At 46.1% G+C, this 18904-nt stretch carries 14 protein-coding genes; 8 read left to right on the plus strand and 6 right to left on the minus strand.

All coding sequences use genetic code 11. From position 1 onward, the window contains the following. Positions 1–157: 157 nt before the first annotated feature. On the minus strand, positions 158–2266 hold the full coding sequence (locus tag QW71_RS36885) for an RICIN domain-containing protein (RefSeq protein ID WP_047013604.1): 2109 nt from the start codon (positions 2264–2266) through the stop codon (positions 158–160). 382 nt (positions 2267–2648) lie between these two features. On the opposite strand from QW71_RS36885, the gene QW71_RS03980 reads away from it, so the two are divergent. From QW71_RS03980 to QW71_RS04000, 5 genes are all read left to right on the plus strand, one after another. Continuing rightward, positions 2649–3542 (plus strand): sugar ABC transporter permease, encoded by an 894-nt coding sequence (locus QW71_RS03980; protein ID WP_039293512.1) that lies wholly within the window; start codon positions 2649–2651, stop codon positions 3540–3542. Between the two features lie 2 nt (positions 3543–3544). After that, positions 3545–4441, plus strand: a complete 897-nt coding sequence (locus QW71_RS03985) for a carbohydrate ABC transporter permease (protein WP_039293516.1) — start codon at positions 3545–3547, stop codon at positions 4439–4441. A gap of 40 nt (positions 4442–4481) precedes the next feature. Next, complete coding sequence (locus QW71_RS03990; protein WP_039293519.1) at positions 4482–6185, plus strand: extracellular solute-binding protein; 1704 nt, start codon at positions 4482–4484, stop codon at positions 6183–6185. A gap of 132 nt (positions 6186–6317) precedes the next feature. Then, positions 6318–8081, plus strand: coding sequence for a sensor histidine kinase (locus QW71_RS03995; RefSeq protein ID WP_047013615.1), 1764 nt, complete (start codon positions 6318–6320; stop codon positions 8079–8081). After that, positions 8056–9669 carry a response regulator gene (locus tag QW71_RS04000; protein WP_039293522.1) on the plus strand — a complete coding sequence of 538 codons (1614 nt, stop codon included), beginning with the start codon at positions 8056–8058 and terminating at the stop codon, positions 9667–9669. The genes QW71_RS03995 and QW71_RS04000 overlap by 26 nt, the downstream gene beginning before the upstream one ends. Positions 9670–9707: 38 nt before the next feature. Here the strand turns inward: QW71_RS04000 and QW71_RS04005 are convergent, their stop codons facing one another. Continuing rightward, on the minus strand, positions 9708–10241 hold the full coding sequence (locus tag QW71_RS04005; protein ID WP_047013605.1) for a cupin domain-containing protein: 534 nt from the start codon (positions 10239–10241) through the stop codon (positions 9708–9710). A 195-nt stretch (positions 10242–10436) separates the two neighbouring features. On the opposite strand from QW71_RS04005, the gene QW71_RS04010 reads away from it, so the two are divergent. Beyond that, entirely contained in the window at positions 10437–11606 is a 1170-nt protein-coding gene (locus tag QW71_RS04010; RefSeq protein ID WP_039293525.1) for a hypothetical protein, read from the plus strand. 92 nt (positions 11607–11698) lie between these two features. Here QW71_RS04010 and QW71_RS04015 read toward each other — a convergent pair whose 3' ends face one another. The 3 genes from QW71_RS04015 to QW71_RS04025 all read right to left on the minus strand — a co-directional run bounded on the left by QW71_RS04015 (position 11699) and on the right by QW71_RS04025 (position 15902). Next, complete coding sequence (locus tag QW71_RS04015) at positions 11699–13738, minus strand: serine hydrolase (protein ID WP_039293528.1); 2040 nt, start codon at positions 13736–13738, stop codon at positions 11699–11701. 123 nt (positions 13739–13861) lie between these two features. Then, entirely contained in the window at positions 13862–15160 is a 1299-nt protein-coding gene (locus tag QW71_RS04020; protein ID WP_039293530.1) for an ATP-binding protein, read from the minus strand. Next, on the minus strand, positions 15147–15902 hold the full coding sequence (locus QW71_RS04025) for a LytTR family DNA-binding domain-containing protein (RefSeq protein WP_039293534.1): 756 nt from the start codon (positions 15900–15902) through the stop codon (positions 15147–15149). The genes QW71_RS04020 and QW71_RS04025 overlap by 14 nt, the downstream gene beginning before the upstream one ends. 194 nt (positions 15903–16096) lie before the next feature. On the opposite strand from QW71_RS04025, the gene QW71_RS36890 reads away from it, so the two are divergent. Then, positions 16097–16783, plus strand: coding sequence for a hypothetical protein (locus QW71_RS36890; protein ID WP_047013606.1), 687 nt, complete (start codon positions 16097–16099; stop codon positions 16781–16783). Between the two features lie 182 nt (positions 16784–16965). On the opposite strand, the gene QW71_RS04035 is transcribed toward QW71_RS36890, so the two are convergent. Continuing rightward, positions 16966–17919 (minus strand): aldo/keto reductase, encoded by a 954-nt coding sequence (locus QW71_RS04035; protein WP_039293648.1) that lies wholly within the window; start codon positions 17917–17919, stop codon positions 16966–16968. Between the two features lie 158 nt (positions 17920–18077). Between QW71_RS04035 and QW71_RS04040 the strand changes: the two genes are divergently transcribed. Then, positions 18078–18743, plus strand: a complete 666-nt coding sequence (locus QW71_RS04040; RefSeq protein ID WP_039293537.1) for a TetR/AcrR family transcriptional regulator — start codon at positions 18078–18080, stop codon at positions 18741–18743. Positions 18744–18904: the final 161 nt, after the last annotated feature.

Raw genomic sequence — 18904 nt, forward strand, 5'->3', positions numbered from 1 at the left:
ATCAAAAGGGGATAGTTGCTTCTAGAGTTTGATATTTCGGAAATTAAGCACGGTGTTCCGTTACTGCGTGTGTATTTGCATTAAATAACAAGCAGGGCTTGAAATCATGAGATTTCAGGCCCTGCTTTCTGTGTTCTTTCAAACTTCCGGTTACATTTTACTTCGAACCCCAAATCGACTTGTTGTTGGTACCGATCAAGGAGAAGGTCATCACTTCATTGTGGCTGGACAGTTCATTGCGCTGCTTAAAGAACACTCCTTTATAAGTTATACCGTCAATGACCATCGTACAGTAGTAAGTTCCTGACGTATTGGACCATGTACCTGTCGCAGAACCGGTAATGGTTCCATTGCTGTTCAGGGTCACACTCTGGGTGGTCAGCATGCCAACATTAGCCGTAGAAGCATCCAATCCCATGTTGATGAATTGATAGGTCCCCGCCATTTCACTGGAACTATACCCGGTGGAGGCGATACTGCTGCCCAGAAATTCATACACCGCAGTTACCGGCCACTTGTCCTGATTCATAAATTGCTGATGCACGCGAACCTCATGCGCCTCGGTGCCGTTATTGAACCGGGTGTGGTACACCAGATATCTCCTGCCGTCCGTATCGATCAGTGCAGAATTGTGGCCACCCGATTTATACCCCTGACTAGCTCCCGATAAGTTATAATTCCCAAATAGCTTGATGCCGTAACCCGACTGGTCTACGGAAGCGGAGGAATAGACAGCCGAATTGCCGGCGGCATCGGTGTAGGTTCCGTCGATGGTGGTCGAGCGGTACAGACGGATATGATACCCTCCCGCATTGGCCAAACCGCCATAAGTGACGTAAAGGTAGTAATAGCCTGATGAGGAATCATACACGATGTAAGGAGCTTCGCCCGTCTTACCGTACCCTCCGGCAATCCGCTTGCCAAAATAACGGTCGACATTGCCATTGTCGGAGCCTGGGTAGTACGGCTTGCCGGTGGCTGGGTTAATCTGCAGAATATAAATCCCTCCAGACCAGGAGCCGTAACTCATCCACAGCTTGCCGCTGTTGTCATACACCAGCGCCGGATCTATCGCATTCGGGAAATTGCTGTTGTTGAATCCGCCACTGTTGTTAAACCAGCCGCTTCTGGTTCCAGATAAGGTGCCGTTGTCGATCAGCTCGGGGATATTGGTGTTCTTGTACCATATATCCACCGTTTTGGTCCCTAACGACGAGGTTGTTGTAATCGGGTTGCTGCCACTAGTGAAGCCGGAATAGATAATGGTATCGACATATTCATAAGGTCCGGAGACCGACTTGGATACACTGTAGGCGATAGCTGAACGGATATAAGTCGAGGAGGTGCAATAGTAGAGCATATAAGCTCCCGTCGATCCGTCTGCCCACTCGTATGAAGAATTATATACCGGTCCCGGCGCCCATACGGATTGTCCGCCTGAACTGTCCTGATCATTATACCCGGCCCAGGCAAAAGGCACCGCGAGCGCAGAATTTAATGCTGCTCCGGCGCTTCTGGCGGAGTTGCCGGTTCCCCCTGCCTTGACCAGCTCCCATTTCTGCATATCGCCGCCCCAGTAATTCCATTGCTGGATGTTCGCACCATTCGCTGTGCTGCCGTCCGCCACATCCATTGCGGCAGTATAGTTGGATGCCTTGGTTAAGAACGCGACCGTTCCGTCGGCATTTTGCTGGATTCTAAATAGCTGCATAGTGCCGCCCCAGTACGTCCATTGATCAATGTTGGCACCGTCGGCGGAAGATCCTTCGAAGACGTCAATACCGCTTGCATAAGCGGTATTGCCTGTAAGGATGTAATAATCCCCGCTTCCGTAATACATAATTCTGAACTTTTGCGCATCCGAGCCATTATACGACCATTGCTGAATATTGGTGCCGTCAGTCGCCGAGCCGTTCACTACGTCCAGATATAATCCGCTGTTCTTGTTCTTAATATAATAATAGCCTTCAAAAGTTGAAGGGGCGTACAGGCTGGTGTTCGTGTAGCCCTGTGTCCCCATGTAGGACCAGTTCCTAAGATCTGTGCTTGATGCCTGCGCCAGGTGTGAACCCAATATATAATACTTATTCGTAGAAGCATCATAGGAAATCGAAGGATCATGCACAGATACCCTTGTGGTGTTAGAGGTAGTGGATGAACCTGCTGCCCCGAAAATACTGCTGCTGCCTACGATCACCGCCAATAAAGCGAATACAATAGTCAGAATAATAATTTTATGGCTCCTCATTTTGTGGATCAGCTGCATATTGATCAAATCTCCTTTTGGTTGCCATTTAATTAACCGCTTACATTCTGCTGGGCAGATGCAGTTTTTTATTTACTCTGTACTTTATTAGCTCTCGCGTATCCCTCCTCATCTGATAAATACTTTACAGTATGGAAAATCTCCTTTGTTTCTTAAGCTAATATTAGTCCGAACGCGGTGTCTAAGTAAGGCTTATTTTGTCGTCGAACATAAAATAATTTAAAAAGGTTTAGATATTTATAGATATAAAAAAGATGCAATAAATCCTAAAAATGTAAATATGGAAATAATATACATCCAATTAAAGTGATAGAAATCCAATCGTTGTTATCTCGTCTTTGCTTACAAGCCGTTCTATAATAACTTTACGAGGAGGATGTTTATGTACTCAAAATTTCATAAGTATCGTTGGCAGTATCTCATGATTTTGCCGGGCTTAGTGTTATTATTTGTTTTTAATTACATTCCTATGGCGGGTATCCAGGTTGCTTTTCGTGACTTCCGGATTGGCGGCTCAATATGGAATAGCCCATGGGTTGGATTTAGTAATTTTGAGTTCTTGCAGGATCCGCAGTTTTTAACCATTGTAGAAAATACACTCTTTATTTCTGTTCTGAAATTTATATTTGGTTTTCCGGCTCCGATCTTACTCGCTCTTCTCATTAATGAAATTAGAAGTTCAAGGTTCAAACGATTTGTGCAATCCGTCAGTTATTTACCCCATTTCTTCTCTTGGATTGTAGTCGCTTACATTCTTCATTCGTTCTTATCGCTGGATGACGGACTCATCAACCAGTTCATCACGCGGACCGGAGGAGAGCCGATCTTCTTCCTGGGGTCGGATGATTGGTTTAGACCTATGGTTATCGTAAGCGGTCTATGGAAAGAGACGGGGTGGAACACAATTCTCTTTTTAGCCGCGATTACCACGATCGATCCTCAGCTCTACGAGGCGGCGAAGGTAGAGGGGGCAGGCAGACTGGCGCAAATTCGGCACATCACGCTGCCGGGCATGATTCCGACCATAACAATTATTTTGATTTTGAGCATACCCGGATTAATCACAATAGGCATGGATCAGATTTATCCATTGATGAATTCCGCAAATATGGGAGTCGCGGATGTGTTGGATACTTATGTATTGCGAAGCGGCCTGCAACAAGGGTACTTTGGAATGGCAACTGCCGTCGGCCTGCTATCTTCGGTGATTAGTTTGTTACTGGTTATCTCATCGAATCAATTTTCGCGAAAAATTAACGGCGAAGGGTTGTGGTGAAGATGAGATTATCCAAATCCGAAAAAATCGGCCAAATCATCATCGTTGTAATGCTAGCCTTGTTGTGTGTCTCCGTTATTTATCCGTTTCTATACATGATGGCTATATCGCTTAACGAAGGATCGGATGCGGCCAAAGGGGGTGTATATTTATTCCCGCGCTCTTTTACACTAATTAATTACGAAATCGTACTTGGCAACGAGGTCATCCGCCATTCGTATTTGATTACCATCGCTCGAACAGTCATTGGTACGATAACCGGTCTCATTGTAACGTTGTTAGTTGCCTTCGGTTTATCTTATAAAGGACTTCCGATGAGGCGTATCATTATGACTTACATTTTAATTACGATGTTGTTTAGCGGGGGGCTGGTCCCCTTCTATATCCAATTGAACAATTTGGGGCTGGTGAACACATTTTGGGTCTATATTTTACCGGGTATGTTCTCGGTCTGGAATATGTTCGTTATGCTCAAATTTATACAGGGTATACCCGAAGCACTCATTGAATCGGCAGAGCTGGACGGAGCCGGTCCGCTACGTACCCTATTGCAAATCATCATTCCTCTCTCAAAGCCGATGCTTGCTGCCCTTGGTTTGTTTACGGCTGTAGGTCACTGGAATGATTGGTTCTCTGGCGCTTTTTACGTAACCGACCAATCGCTCATCCCGGTGCAGACCTTCTTGCAGCAGTTACTATCCGCTTCTGATTTGTCTGCCATCTTTGGCTCGAACATCAATCAAGAGGCAATAGCAAGAAACTCCATGACGCAGAGCACGACGCTTATGTCTATCAAGATGACTGTCGTTATGGTCAGTGCGCTTCCGATTCTATGTGTCTATCCTTTTCTGCAGAAGTATTTCGTGAAGGGCGTACTCATTGGTTCTGTCAAAGGATAAATGAATTACAATATTTAATAATTATAGGGAGGGTCATCTCATGGTCATTAACAAAAGGAACCGACGTTTGATTGCTTTAGTGATGGCAGTACTGCTCGTCACTCTCGTCGGCTGTTCAAGCACGGGAAAGGAGAAAAACAGCTCTGGAAATCCTGAAAGCGCAGCCAATTCCGGGACATCAACGTCTGATAGTGGATCGTCCGCGTTCGATCTTTGGCTAGGTTGGGCGGCAACGATCAATAACGACAGTCTGGTTCAACAATATTGGAGGGATAAAGAACCAGGGGTCGCGGTGAAGTTGGAAGCAACCCAAGGGGATGCGATGACTGCGCTCAATTTGAAACTGAATGCGGGCGGGTTTAAAGACGCAGCCATTTTCAGCCACAATGATACGGTGTTAACTGCAATGACCCGGTCCGGAATGGTGATGCCTCTTGAACAATATTTCGATATGCCTGACAAATATCCGGGATTGGCTTCCATTCCCAAGGTGTACATTGACCGGTTGAAAGATAAGGATGGTCATATTTGGTCCATTCCTACCTGGTTCGACCAAAATCCCGATAACCCATGGCCAGGCTGGTCTTCAAACTCATGGGTGGTTCGGACGGATGTTGTTGAAAAGGCGGGAATGACCCTAGACGATTTAAGCACAATCGAAGGTGTGGAGGAGTTTCTTCGCGAAGCAGCCAAGATCAAGGATGATTCTGGCAAACCCTTACTCCCGCTTTCGTTCCTGATGGATCAGAATGATAATTTAGGTTATAGCGACGAGAATGCCGTACTTAATGCCTTTGGCGTGTCTACAGGCGGAGCAGGTATTGAGAAAAAGGGTGAAGAATTTATATTCGCCTATGACAACCCAAATTATAAGAAAGCATATCAATGGATGAATAAGATGTACCGGGAAAAGTTAATCGATCCCGAAGTCGTCACAAGCAAGAAAGAACAATATCAGGAAAGAAACCAATCCGGACGCGTAGCGATGAATGTTGGATCGTTCTTTAATATTCCGTCTTCAGCTTGGGAGGCTCTAGATGGACCTACGGCTCCCGGGTGGTATTATCAGGTTATTCCGATCCCTAAGGTTCCAGATGTGGATCAGGTCGGTATCAATCAAGTCGTGAATCCTTATCCAGGTTATGATGTCTTTGTCAATAAAGATACTAAGAATCTGGATGCCGTCTTAAAATTCTTCGATTACACCTTGCAACCGAATCCCGAGCAGCAGCATGTTGTTAATGAAGGACCAGCCGGACTGTATTGGGACTGGGTTGACCAACCACTCGGCAAATGGAATTTCACCGATCCGGAATATGACAAGGCTCGTAACTCGGGGGATGTGGCTCTGAAATCCAAAGTTACGCCTGAATTGTACATGACGTCTTCCTTTAGTAATGAATGGTACCCGTGGTGGAATGTCGGCAATCATCCGCATGTGGGTTATAAGAAGACAACTGAGTTTACGGAAGCTGTCGGCAAAATGGGTGCGGTGCGCTCCGTGCACTCTTATGATATGGTGAAGATGAAGACAGGCGGAGTTTGGGAGAAAAGTGCACCGACCGTTGAGAATCTTCGTAAAGAATACCGGGCAAAGTTATTGATGGCACAGGACGATGGAGCTTTCGAGAAGGTTTGGAATGAGTTCCGAGGGGCGCTTGAAAAGCGAGGGCAGTGGAACGAAATGAAAGCCGAATGGCATGAAACCTATCAGGCTGAAGTTCAAGTGAATGGTGAGTTTTAGTATAATGAAGGAGCATTCTTGAACAAGGGGTGCTCCCCTTCTTGTTGCTAAGGCCCGGGGAGTCGGAAATGGGGGGTCCTGTTGAGTCTACCGCGTCGAGTTGAAAATTTCGTTATCAGAATAACCCAATCGATGAATATTAGAAAAAAGGTCATCATTTTATACGCGTTCATCGTATTTATTCCGACTGCGTTGCTTGCAGTGGGGGCGGGTTACGTTGTTCTTCACCTGGTTCGTGAGAATTATTTGATTACGATACAGGAAGCCGTTCGCCAAAATGCCCAAAGCATCGCATTCAAAAAGCAAAGTTACGATTTAATCGTTACCCGTGCCGCCACCGATGGAGAACTGATCTCCAGACTTTCCCGTGAATACAAAGATATTTACGAGCAACTGGACACCGTGCTGTATGTGGACCGGTCTTTTCAATATACAGATCAGTATTTACCGGGAATTAAGTCGTTTCGTATTTACCATTCGAACAGTACGCTCGTTCAGGATGGGGGGTTCCTTTGGAGACCGGAGAACCGGATGATATCCGGTGAAAGAGAGGAAGCATGGTTTGAGCGAACAATTGAGACTCCGGGAGCGCTTAAATGGTCCAATGGCGTTGATAACGAACGCGAGTTGGTGGTCTCTCATAAGATTTCAAACCATAACGGCGGGTATTACGGAATTATTTATATGCGACTGGATTATAACGAGGTCTTTGCGGAATTCCTCCATCGTCCATTCGATGGAGCCGGCGATTTGTATATCGTGGATGAAAGAGGAAACATCCTCGCTTCCTCGAGTCAAGAACAAATCGGAATCCGGTTGAGCGAATCTTCGATACAGCCGTACTGGAATGATTCATTTGAAATGAATGCCGTAATGAACGGCAAGCTGTTTGTGACCAGCAAGCTGGATTCTGGTTGGACCGTTGCCGCGCTGGTACATTTGGACCGAATGGAAGAACAATCTCGGCTCATTTTCATCTCTGTTGGAGCAGGCATCGTTTTCTTCTTGATGTTATCCATTTTCTTGCTGTATGCCTTTTTAAACAACTTCGTGTGGCGGATTCACAAACTGGGGAAACGAATGAATGACATTTCCCGTGGTGATTTCGAGGTAAGCGTAAAAAACAGGGTGCAAGACGAGCTTGGTGAACTAGAATTGCTGTTCAATCATATGACAGGTCGCTTAGGCAAGCTTGTCGAAGAGAATGCGCAAGTCGGAATAAAGGAGAAAGAACAATCGTTTAAGGCATTACAGGCCCAAATCAATCCGCATTTCATCTATAACTCCTTAGGGCTGCTACGCTGGCGCGCGCTGGATCTGCATGATGAAAAGCAGATTAGAATCATTGATGCGTTAACGAGCTTCTATCGAATTGCTCTGAATAACCGGGAAAATGTGACCGCAATTCGCGACGAGCTAGAGCATGTAAAGGCCTATCTTGAAATTCAACAGTTGCGTTACCCGGATCGGGTTTCGGTGGATTGGGACATAGATCCTGAGGTTTTGGACTTGTATACGATCAAACTTTTGCTTCAGCCGATAGTGGAAAATTGCTATTTACATAGTGGAATTACGCAGGTCATCCGTGCGCAGATCCGTATATCCATTATTCGATTGGATGGAGAAGTCCACTTTGAAATATTTGATAATGGCAAAGGCTTACGTCCAGAGGTATTGGAACTGGTTCGCATGGAGAAATATGAAGGCACCCGAAACGGGTTTGGGCTTAACAATATAAGAGAGCGGCTGCGTTTGTATTTCGGTTTGCAAGGACATTTTGCTATAGACAGCATCGAAAACGAGTGGACATGCATCTCCATTCGCATTCCCGTCTGCACGAATAAGCCCCAAATTATGAGAGGTGAGGGTTATGATTCAAGCGTTAATCGTGGATGACGAACCGCTGCATATCGAAGGATTGACAAAGTATATTGATTGGAACGATATCGGTTATGAGCGGCCGCTAACTGCAGAATCGGCTGAAGCGGCCTTGGCGACCTTGGCTGAAACCCCTGTAGACGTTCTGATTACGGATGTATCAATGCCTGGAATGACAGGGATCGAACTGCTTGCTACGATCACGGCAAATTATCCGAGATTATCATCCATGCAGACATTGATAATCAGCGGGTACAATGAGTTCGAATTCGTCCAAGAAGCGATTAATCTAGGCGCAAAGGGATATGTGCTGAAACCGATCAAGATCGAGGAACTGGTAGCAAAGTTGATTTCGTTCCGAACAGTTATCGAAAAGAAACGGATGATCGAAAATGAAACTACAGCATTGAAGGAGAGAGTCATTGGAAGCATTGACGTTCTCCATGATCGATTCGTTAATGAACTGCTAGAAGGAAGAATTCAAAACGGGGAGCAAGCCAACTCATGGAGGCATCTTCTTGATTTGCCTCCCGGAGACCGGGAGAATCGATTGTTCCTGTTTACTTACGACAATTTACACGGATTGCCCATGCAGGATGCCGAGCAGCGAATTCTTCTAAGTGACTCGTTAGTTCGTACCGTTCGAGTGGGAATCTCGGGGTATGGTCAAATTTATATCGGAAGAACAGCTACCGACGAAGTGGCTGTCTTGCAATTGAACGCCTCTCCAGGTGAACGGGCCCAGTTGGAAAAGCAGTTCGCTTTCGTGCAGGAAGTCATCCGTGAGCAACACGATGCTACGATCACGATAGGTGTGAGTAGAGAAGTCATCGGTATAGGGGAGGTTCCAAGACTTTATAAGGAATTGAAACATATGCTCACTCAATTGAAGTCTACCGGAAGTGAACAAATTCATTATTTCGATCAAATCCAAGCGACCGAATACCGCGAATTTCAGTTACGGGATGAGGAAATTCCGGAAATCGTCAGGCTTCTAGAAGCAGGCGAAGAGGAGCGGGCTGTTGCGCAATTTAATCATGCTTTTGATATGCTGTTGATGCAAGATGACATTTCTATTACCTATGTAAAGGCCTTTGCCATGGGTTTGATCAGCGAATTGGTGCGAAGGTTTAATCGTTTGAACGACCATGACAACACTCACTATATGATGGTCTGGCATGACTTGCTTGAATGCGTCCGTACGTTGGAAGTTCGTGAGGTTGTCTTGGAGTACATGACGAGGTTCGCACAACTTGAGCGCAAGGAACAGGCTACGCAGCAGCATCATCTTATTCGTAACGTTGAAGCTTATTTGGAAAAAGGCCTTCAGACACAACTGACCGTCAAACAATTGGCCGAACACTTTCAATTGAACGCAAGCTATTTAAGCGTTTTGTTCAAGAAGGAAATGGGAAGAACGATATCCGATTTTATATTAGAGAAGCGTTTGGAAAGAGCGAAGGAGCTGCTGAAGGACCCTAATATAAAGGTTTATGAGGTAGCGGAACAGGTAGGGTATCAGACTGCTGCGTACTTCACATATATATTTAAGAAAGCTAACGACGTCACTCCTCAGGAATATCGGGATTATTATTATGAGGATTAGGTGTATAGCTTTCGAATCATTTGTACCTATAGCATATTTTATATGCCCTCCCACACCCTTAACAACAGCCCATCCTTACCATAAACAGGATCACTATCCGGCAGCGGCACTTGGCCGATTTCAGGGAGCGCCGCTGCGAAGTCGTCCGGCGTGGCCCGGCGGGTGTTGTAAGCTGCTCCGCCGGGATAAGCGCCGGCGATGCGGAAGTCATGCGAGGAAGCGAGCCGCTTATGGGCTGTACCGGCAGGCAGCACCAGTACGTCTCCGGCCGACACTTCAACCTTGCGGCCGGTATCGCCGCCGAGCTGCAGGCTGGCGCTGCCGGACATCACACCGAGCACCTCATGCGCATTGCTGTGGTAATGGTGATAGCTGAATACCCCGTTCACCCAGCTGTTCCGCCAGCCGTTATCATTGAAGATCTGCTCTGCGCTTTCCGGATGGTCCTGCAGTGCATGTCTATACAGAACGGCCGGAAGCTCCGGGTTATTCGGCAGCAGCTTGTCGGCCTTGAAGGCGAAAGTTTCTATAGAATCATACTGCTTCGGTCTGTCATGATGAGATTCTGGCATCCCTAATCATCTCCTTGTCTTTAGTTGTCATTACCCAAACCCTTTCCTGGCATATCCTATAGTCTATAGTACCCTCCTGCTGATAATTTCCTCCTGGGTCTTGTTAATCTGAGGGTCTATCTGACAACAATAGGGTAATTCATGGCATACAGTGTAATATATCTGTTGTAGATGGCGTGAAAGGGAGGGTTCATTATGATACGTAAAATAGGTACACTGCTGGCTGCCGCGCTGCTGCTGCCCGCACTCTTCATTATCCCGGCGGCGGCTGCCGCTCCGGTACAAGACAAGGCTGCTCCGGTTCAGGTCGCAGCGGCGACAACCCAGAGTCCGGCCACGAACGGACTGGTGCCGCTGACCGGCGCAATTAACGGGAATCTGCCGATTCATATGTCGGTCAAGATTGAGGGCAGCGGGAAACTGACCGGCAGTTATTATTACGACAAATACAAAAAGACGATCAAACTCACAGGTAATGTCAGCGGAAAAATAGTCCATATGTATGAATATGATGCCAAGGGCAAGGAAACGGGCCGCTTCGAGGGTTGGTGGATTGCCGGCACCGGCTTTGCCGGGGTATGGAGCAATCCGGACGGTACCCGCCAGCTGCCGGTAGAGGCGTTGACGGCAACAGCCGCCAAGAGTGTCAAGGTTCCGGCAGCTGCCGAGTGGAACGGCGAATGGTATATGGCGAGCAAATCGCCTTTCTATGGGGGATATGTAGAATTCAGCAACGTCAAGAGCGATAAGCTGACCTTTTCCATCGATGCATTCGATGGCGGCCATTCCGGCCAGCTGTATGAGGAGTCGGCTGTGGTCCGCAAACGGATGGCTGTATACAAGGAAGAGGACGGTTCGGTTGTCTTTTTCTACCTGCTGAACGGCCAGCTGTATGTAACCAGCCCTTCGCCAGTATACTCTGCGGGAGCGAATGTAACCTACACCGGCGAATATGCCAGAGGTCCGTACAAAGAGGCTATCTACACGCTGAAGGATACAGGTGTATTCAAGACAGCGGCGGAAGACAAGGCCTTCCGCACAGTTGTAGGCGATGATTACGATCTGTTCCTGTACAGCATGCAGCTGCTGGATAAGCCGAAGGATCTGGATGGTCTGGGTGCAAGCGTAATCTCAGGCGGCGTGCGCGGACTGTTTACACTGACAGAAGCGATTATTATGCATGACAAACAGGGCCACTATTGGGCAGCGGTACTCGACACGGATGAGGAGAACAGCCTGGAGCAATTCGATATTGCCATTGTCCGGTTCTACACCAACGTGCCGAATACAACGGAATTGCCGAAGACGATTGCCAAATGGACGGAAGCCTTTCCCGATTACGAGGTTGTCTTTATGAATCCTTAGTCATGAACAATACTCCGATTGCCGAAAAGAATAGATAACAATGAAACAGTCGCAGAGTACCGTCATCATGCCGGTGCCCTGCGACTGTTCTGTTATTTGATATTAATCTTAAATACATCTCCGGCTTGACCGCCAAACACAACCATACCGCCTTGCGGCAAGACTGCCGAAGGGTCTTTGGTCACCACAGAGAAGTTTATGATCATCCCGTCTGCATCATAGACAGCGAAGCCGCCGCTTGCCGGAGCAGTCACAGTCATTGTTTTCCCAGCTGATTTCTCACCGATCTTGAACCATATCCCTTGACCATTAGCCGGTACCGTACTGATTGATGACCGGCCTCCATAGATAGGCTGAACCGCATCTTCGCTGATATAAGCATTGCCATCGATGCTTAAATACTCCGCTTCATTCTTCGTATAGAAGTTCAAATCAAATGCATCTCTTCCGTTCATGACCGGTATTTCAGCCGCATTGACGGCTTGGTGCTCATCCACAATCCGGGTGCCCGAGGCATATCCCTGATCCACAGCGATATTCTTCATTAGGATCGCAGGGGACAGATAAAATAATGAATTGATCTTCTCATCCAAAGCATAGTAATTTTTCCCGTTTCTCTTTTCCCAGGCCTGCTTCGTGATGGGGGTTAGAGGATTGGACTCCAGCTTCTGATATTCGTAGGTTACCATCACCATCTGGCCGGCTCCGGGGAAATCCAACTCGGCATTAAGCTTTAGGTAGGTTTTGCCGTTCTTCTGCGGATCGAAGCTTACGGCGGAACGGCCATCGCTGCTCTTAAATTGACCGTTGCCTGTATAGATATATTTCTGTGCGGGGATCAGTCCGCCTTCCAGGGCAGGCAGGTCAAGCTCCCCGTCCTTAACCGTTATATCTGTTGTAGCGCCTACTGTGCCGTATAATCCCGAATAGGATTTCAACTCAGCGGGCATGGACACTTTTACCGGGGGTTCGAAGGTTTTTGCCGGCAGGAGCTTGTCAATCTTTCCGGTATCCTTCAAGTACTCCAGCAGGACATTCGAGGCGAAAATCGTATTGAAGATCGAGCTCCCGCCCGAGGAGAGCACAGCAATCGAAATATCGGATTCGGGTATTGCAGTTAGCGCAGCATGATACATAAGGGTATCCCCGCCTTTGGTTAGTGCGGTGATTCCGTAATCGCTGAACGGGGCCAGGCTCACAGCATCCCAGCCCAGACCATAGCTGAAGGTGTTTCGTTCATCCGGTACCCAGATTCCATTCTTATATTCAGGCTCCTGCATAGCCTTGACGGAGGCTTCGGATAAAATATCCGTACGGTTTCCGATCAGCACTTCAGCAAACTCGGTCAATTCTTCTGCCGTGGAATAGATTCCACCCGCTCCAATTACGTTGGCGTTCTCAACGGGGAGAGCCTGCTCCAGCGCCGGGAAATAGGTCTTGGCCAACTGCTGTCTGTCAAACGTATCGAGCGGCGTTTGGGTCGAGCTTAACTGCAGCGGACTGCTCAGGTACCGGTCCAGGAATTCGGAATAGCTTAATCCGCTCACCTGCTCAATCATGAGCTCGAGCAGCTGAAAGCCATCGTTGCAATAGACGGAATATTCTCCGGGATTGGATTTCAGATGTTCGGACTCCAGCCTTGACAGTAATTCATCATGATTCTGTGTATCGTTGTCATCCAGCAGCATGCTGTTGCCATAGTGGCTGCCGTAAAGACCTGACGAATGATTCATTAACATCCGCGGTGTAATGTCCTTATATCTGGCATCGGCCATTTTAAACTGCGGTAAATACGTAGTGAGGGGTTTGTCGATATCAATGGCCTTGGAATCCGCCAGGATCATCGCCCCGGCAGAGACATGCATTTTGCTAACCGAGCCAATCCCAAACATCGTATCCTTCGTTACCGGTGCCTGAGTGGCTTTATCGTACACACCGGCACCTCCGGACAGGGTGATAGCACCTTTATCCCTGATGGCATACTGTAGTCCGCTTACCCCATAATTGGAGATGATCTCAGAAGCCAGCGCGCGGGCCTTTTCTTCTACGGTTGTCCCCTTCTCCTGTGCCGAGGCCTGAGCCATGGGGATCACTAACACCGAAGCCAATACGGCTGCAATCAATTTCTTCATCCTTATTTCCTCCTCCTGTTGCTGCTCGAAATGTAATCCTGGATTCATCATACAAGCAAGAAGGAGGGAGAAGATCCGAAGTACCCTGAAACGAAAAAAACAATCCCTAAACAATAGTATTGTCTAAGGATTGTCCGTGTGAAAGGGGAGGACGACCATATTGTTAAAGACTTTATGTCCGGACTCGATGGTCATGTTGCCGCCGTACTTATCGCATATTCTGGCTATATTGGTTAAGCCGATGCCATGATACTCCGGGTCCGGTTTCTGGCTGTGCAAGGGGGCAGTCTCTTTGTCCATGTGGTTAAGGATGTGGATGAACAGCGCAGATTCATTCGAATGAATCTGGATGAGCATGTACCGGTCCTCTGCCACCTTAACCTTCTTAGAGGCTTCTATCGCATTATCCAGCATATTGCCAAGAACGACACATAGGTCATAACGGTCAATATTCACTTCCAGCGAATAGAGCTGAAGCCTGGTATCCATTCTGATCCCGTTGGCCTGTCCAATATTAAGGGTATTCGTGACAAGCGCATCTATAACGAGATGTCCGGTGTTTACCCGCTGATAGGCGTCCTCGACTTTATTTAAGGTAACCCTGATATGCTCCAGTGCCGCCGCTGAATCATTTCGTTTAATACACTCTTCAATGTAGAGAAACTGCTGGTGGGTGTCGTGAATAATCCGCTTAATGGATTTGAAGCTGTGCACTGTTTTCTCATAGTTCGCATCCTGATAATTCATCTGGTGCTGCAACTGTGCATTCTCATGCATGAATTGAAATTTATCAATAATCGTATCGAAAATATAGACGACCATCACATTCAGGAACAGGAATCCGATAATCGCCATGAAATAATAGATGTTTTTCTCACTGGTGACAGTAAGTACATTGATCTGATAGATACTGATCAGGGGCACGATCAAGAAGAAAATATAGTAACGGTAAGGCAAAGAGAAGCTTCTGCGTTTGGAGATGAATCTGATCACCTGAATAACAGCAAACATAATCACACAGCTAAGGATTAATGCCTTCGTAAAGGTCAGCCGGTCCTGCCCGTTACCTGAATCCAGGGTAGTAAAATCTATGGAATCCAAGGTTGAGAAAATATAAAGCGAGATAAAACTAACCATCGTCATCAAAACCGCATACAGGATAGAAAAAATGACCTTGGTCTTGATCTCCACATCATAGGATTGCGCCAAACCAAAGATCATCAGCAATGCGACACAAGAGGCTGCATAGGAATTCATCGGAATGACTAAATATATAAAACAAAGCAATCCGTAAAGGATGAAGTAAACGATCCGGTTAGTCTTCCTGGCGGACTTGTCAAAGACGGAAGTGAAGAAAAAGTTGGTTTGAAAGCACATCACCAGCAGCACACAGAGGACTATAGGCAGGTTATATAGAATCATACGAATTACCCTTCATGATCATGAATTTGGTGTAGTAATCTTTAACCTCTTTGATCTTGGACCGGCCTATAGGAAGCTCCATCCCATTCGACATGAGAACGGAGCCGCTGGCGAACTTCTTCACATGCAGCAGGTTGATAATAATCGAACGGTGGATGTGCAGGAAGTTACTGTCTTTTAGAGCTGTTGCATAATCTGCAATAATACCCTTGCTCTCATAGATTTGGGCTTTGGTGATCACATGCAGCTTGCTTTTTATCGTTAGGCTTTTGGCAACCTCAATCGCAATGATATCATCATATCTTAATACAACTTCATCATAACCGGATTTAATGACCATGAATTTCTTATCTTGGGCCTGAAAGTATTGGCACAGTTTGGTGATCTTCTCTTCCAGGAGGAGAGGCGCTACGGGTTTGATTAAATACTGGAATGTGATGACATCGAAGCTCTCCACCATATATTGTGGGTAGCTGGTAAGGAAAATAATCTGTTCATCAAAGTGCTTCAGCTCCCGGATTCTCCGTGCCGTCTGAATCCCATTCATTCCACCCATCTCCACGTCAAGAATTAGAATATGGAAGGGCGCTTCGCCACGCTCATAATGAGCGGCCAGCTGCTCCCCCGAGTGAAACAACTCCATCTCGAATTCTATAGTTGTCTTGATGGATAAGCCAATCAGAGTTCTCTTAACAAGCTCCCGCTGCTTCTCCTCATCATCGCATATCGCTACTCTATACATGAATGCCACCCCTTTCCTTCCGGCGCAATGTCCTATAAATAGATTCACAACAGTATATAGCATTTTTAATGAGAACAAACAACTATGGGGATCAAATGCAAATTGGAATCCTTGGAATGCAGACGGATGCGGGCTCTGGGGGAGGGATTGTAGATTTTGGGTAATAACTATTATACAGATGGAGGAGGTATACAATGAACAAACAATTATTTACGGCAGCTGCCACTATTATTATATCCGCCTCAGTTTTAGGCGCGTGCAGCAACAATGAAGTTACAAATGAGACAGAGCCAACAGCTACAAGTGCAGCGACTATGCCTGTTGTTGAAGCTACAGCCACTCCTGTACCTTCGGCCACTCCCTCAGCCACGGAGGCGGCGTCCGCCGCTCCTGACCCTACTGATCCTCAGACCTCTGAACGGCCAGAGACCCGGGAATTCAGTGAACAGGAGGGAGGGGTTAGCGGGCAAACGGCTACACTGGAGCAAGGTGATGGATACTCCCTATATATCACTGGGGATTTCACATTGAATGCACAGACTAACCGTTTATCACTTACGGAGGACCTGACCTACTATGCGGAAATTGAAAGTTTGGCTTCTGAATACGATCTCACTGCTCTGAAGCAACAAGGTGAAACTGAGCTTTCCGCTACAGGTAGTGCTAAAGATTATAGTGGGGAATTGGTTGAACATCCGCTCGGGTTTGCAGAATTGTATTTGCAGGCTACTGGTGATAAAGGAATAGTAGATTACATGGTATGGAAGAATCAGGCGGGGGAAGCTTTTCTTTTAAGGATACACAATCCTAAGGGCGCATTGTCCAATAAGTTTTCTCCCTGGGTAATGGTCTCCCTGGCGACACTTGAAAGAAATTCTTAATTGGTGGGCGGGTTTACCAAAGGGAACTTACCTGTAGGGCTCATCGACGTGATTAAGGTCAGGATGGATGGAATAGAAGGTGCAGATAACTGAGAGAAGTCTCGTAGTCTCCTTGACGTAAACGCGGTAAGCGTCAAACAGCCCACACCTTGACACCAAGATGAGGGCTGTTTGAGCTTACATTAATAACGACCACCAAACGCATTTGGACTAACAGCATCAATACGGGCAAAATCATCAGACGTAAGATGAATATCAAGTGCCTTGATATTATCCTCCAAATATTTACGGCGTTTCGTACCAGGAATCGGCAATGTGCCTCTTTCTACTGTCCATGCAATTGCTAGTTGAGGTACCGTACAGTTCTTTTCTTTGGCGATTTCCGCTAGTTTATCAACGATTTTAATATTCTTTTGGAAGTTCTCACCTTTGTAACGTGTAAAAAGATTGCGCATATCATCAGCTTGGAAGTTCTCATTCATATGACGTTCCCCCGTAATAAAGCCTCTGCTTAGAGGACTGTAAGCTACAAGGGTGATTCCTAATTCTTTTACGGTAGGTAGAGCTTCTTCTTCAATTTCCCGGCTCCAAATGGAGTATTCCGATTGGACTGCGGAAATAGGGTGTACTTCATGCGCTTTACGAAGTGTAGATGCACTAATAACTGATCCATTTAGGCCATTAGAAAGACCAAGATAACGAACTTTACCTGCTTTAACTAAGTCAGCCATAGCACCAACTGTCTCCTCAATGGGAACATTAGGGTCTACCGCATGTTGATAATACAGGTCGATATAATCGAGACCAAGACGTCGAAGGCTTTCATCAATAGCTTTCTTTACATAGTCCGGGTGTCCTCCGATGAATTCCCAATTTGGACCATACGAAAACTTGGTAGCGACAATTGCCTGTTCTCTTCGTCCCTTCAACGCTTTTCCTAATAGCTCCTCATTATGGCCGTTGCCATATGTATCAGCAGTATCAAGCAAAGTTACCCCGAGATCAAGCGCCCGATGAATGGTTTTAATAGACTCCTCATCATCAATGGTGCCATACATGCCGGGGGACATGCCCATCATACCCAATCCAATAGAAGAAACGACGATATCGCTGTGACCGAGCTTTTGCGTTTTCATATTAGTTACCTCGCTTTTTATATGTTTTAGCTTCGAGTTACATCTTAGCATAAAAACATTTACAAAGTAAACACTTTTGATCATTTCTGTATAATCTGCAAAATATGTTTGTGCCGAAAGCGAAATTCCGGTTATAATAAAAGTAAGGGGGGCTTTATGTGAATAACCAGATATCAGATAAAAAAAACGAAACACGAGTTAAGCTTATGAATAAGCTGCTTCCTTATTTACGAAAAAATGGCCTTCAGTCCGTTCGGATGGACGAAATTTCTAGAGTAATGGAGATAAGCCGAGCGACTTTATATAAGTATTTCTCAACCAAGGAAGAAATTGTCGAGTTCATCGTAGATGGTTTTATTGAATACATGAAGGAACTGACTCACAACCCTTTGGATTCGGTTCAAAGTTTCGGTACTCGTTTTTTGCAAATATTTGAACAAACCATATCTCTAGTCGTTTATTTCTCGGATATTATCCTTCAGGACCTCGAAACCAGTTACCCGGATTTATTTGATCGCTTTAATGAAGCTATGAAGGAGCGAGAAGAGAAGATACTGGCTTTCTTTGAGGAAGGTAAACAAAAAGGGATTTTCAATCAACTTAACGGCAGGCTATTAATAAAGCAGGATGAAATTCTAAGAGGGATGTTCGATGTTAAATATCTGATGACCAATCAATTCACGGTTCAACAAGTTTTATATGATTATTTTCAATTAAAGAGGATTCAGTTGTTTAAGCCCGAAAAGCTGACAGCAATTGATGATGAAGTGTTGATGCCGAAAATAGAACATTTAACTCAAAAAGTGACCAAAAACCTTTTTTAACATTTACTAACGCAATACCACAATGATAAGAGGCCCACCACATTAGATTAATGGGGGTTCTTCAATAACAAAATCATGAGTGTTTAATTCTTGCATATTCAGTCCTCTTCTCAAAAAAAAATTGCTTGTGTGATCCCCGCGGAGTACTCCGCGGGGTTTCT

This window comes from Paenibacillus sp. IHB B 3415 (assembly GCF_000802655.2).
Classification (GTDB): domain Bacteria; phylum Bacillota; class Bacilli; order Paenibacillales; family Paenibacillaceae; genus Paenibacillus_AQ; species Paenibacillus_AQ phytohabitans.

What these genes read in the sequence shown, in the direction of transcription:
- QW71_RS04035 (WP_039293648.1), bottom strand. Translation starts at nt 17,919, where the DNA reads ATGAAAACGCAAAAGCTCGGTCACAGCGATATCGTCGTTTCTTCTATT.
- QW71_RS04025 (WP_039293534.1), bottom strand. Translation starts at nt 15,902, where the DNA reads ATGTATAGAGTAGCGATATGCGATGATGAGGAGAAGCAGCGGGAGCTT.
- QW71_RS36890 (WP_047013606.1), top strand. Translation starts at nt 16,097, where the DNA reads ATGAACAAACAATTATTTACGGCAGCTGCCACTATTATTATATCCGCC.
- QW71_RS04005 (WP_047013605.1), bottom strand. Translation starts at nt 10,241, where the DNA reads ATGCCAGAATCTCATCATGACAGACCGAAGCAGTATGATTCTATAGAA.
- QW71_RS04020 (WP_039293530.1), bottom strand. Translation starts at nt 15,160, where the DNA reads ATGATTCTATATAACCTGCCTATAGTCCTCTGTGTGCTGCTGGTGATG.
- QW71_RS04000 (WP_039293522.1), top strand. Translation starts at nt 8,056, where the DNA reads ATGATTCAAGCGTTAATCGTGGATGACGAACCGCTGCATATCGAAGGA.
- QW71_RS04015 (WP_039293528.1), bottom strand. Translation starts at nt 13,738, where the DNA reads ATGAAGAAATTGATTGCAGCCGTATTGGCTTCGGTGTTAGTGATCCCC.
- QW71_RS03990 (WP_039293519.1), top strand. Translation starts at nt 4,482, where the DNA reads ATGGTCATTAACAAAAGGAACCGACGTTTGATTGCTTTAGTGATGGCA.
- QW71_RS36885 (WP_047013604.1), bottom strand. Translation starts at nt 2,266, where the DNA reads ATGCAGCTGATCCACAAAATGAGGAGCCATAAAATTATTATTCTGACT.
- QW71_RS03995 (WP_047013615.1), top strand. Translation starts at nt 6,318, where the DNA reads ATGAATATTAGAAAAAAGGTCATCATTTTATACGCGTTCATCGTATTT.
- QW71_RS03980 (WP_039293512.1), top strand. Translation starts at nt 2,649, where the DNA reads ATGTACTCAAAATTTCATAAGTATCGTTGGCAGTATCTCATGATTTTG.
- QW71_RS03985 (WP_039293516.1), top strand. Translation starts at nt 3,545, where the DNA reads ATGAGATTATCCAAATCCGAAAAAATCGGCCAAATCATCATCGTTGTA.
- QW71_RS04010 (WP_039293525.1), top strand. Translation starts at nt 10,437, where the DNA reads ATGATACGTAAAATAGGTACACTGCTGGCTGCCGCGCTGCTGCTGCCC.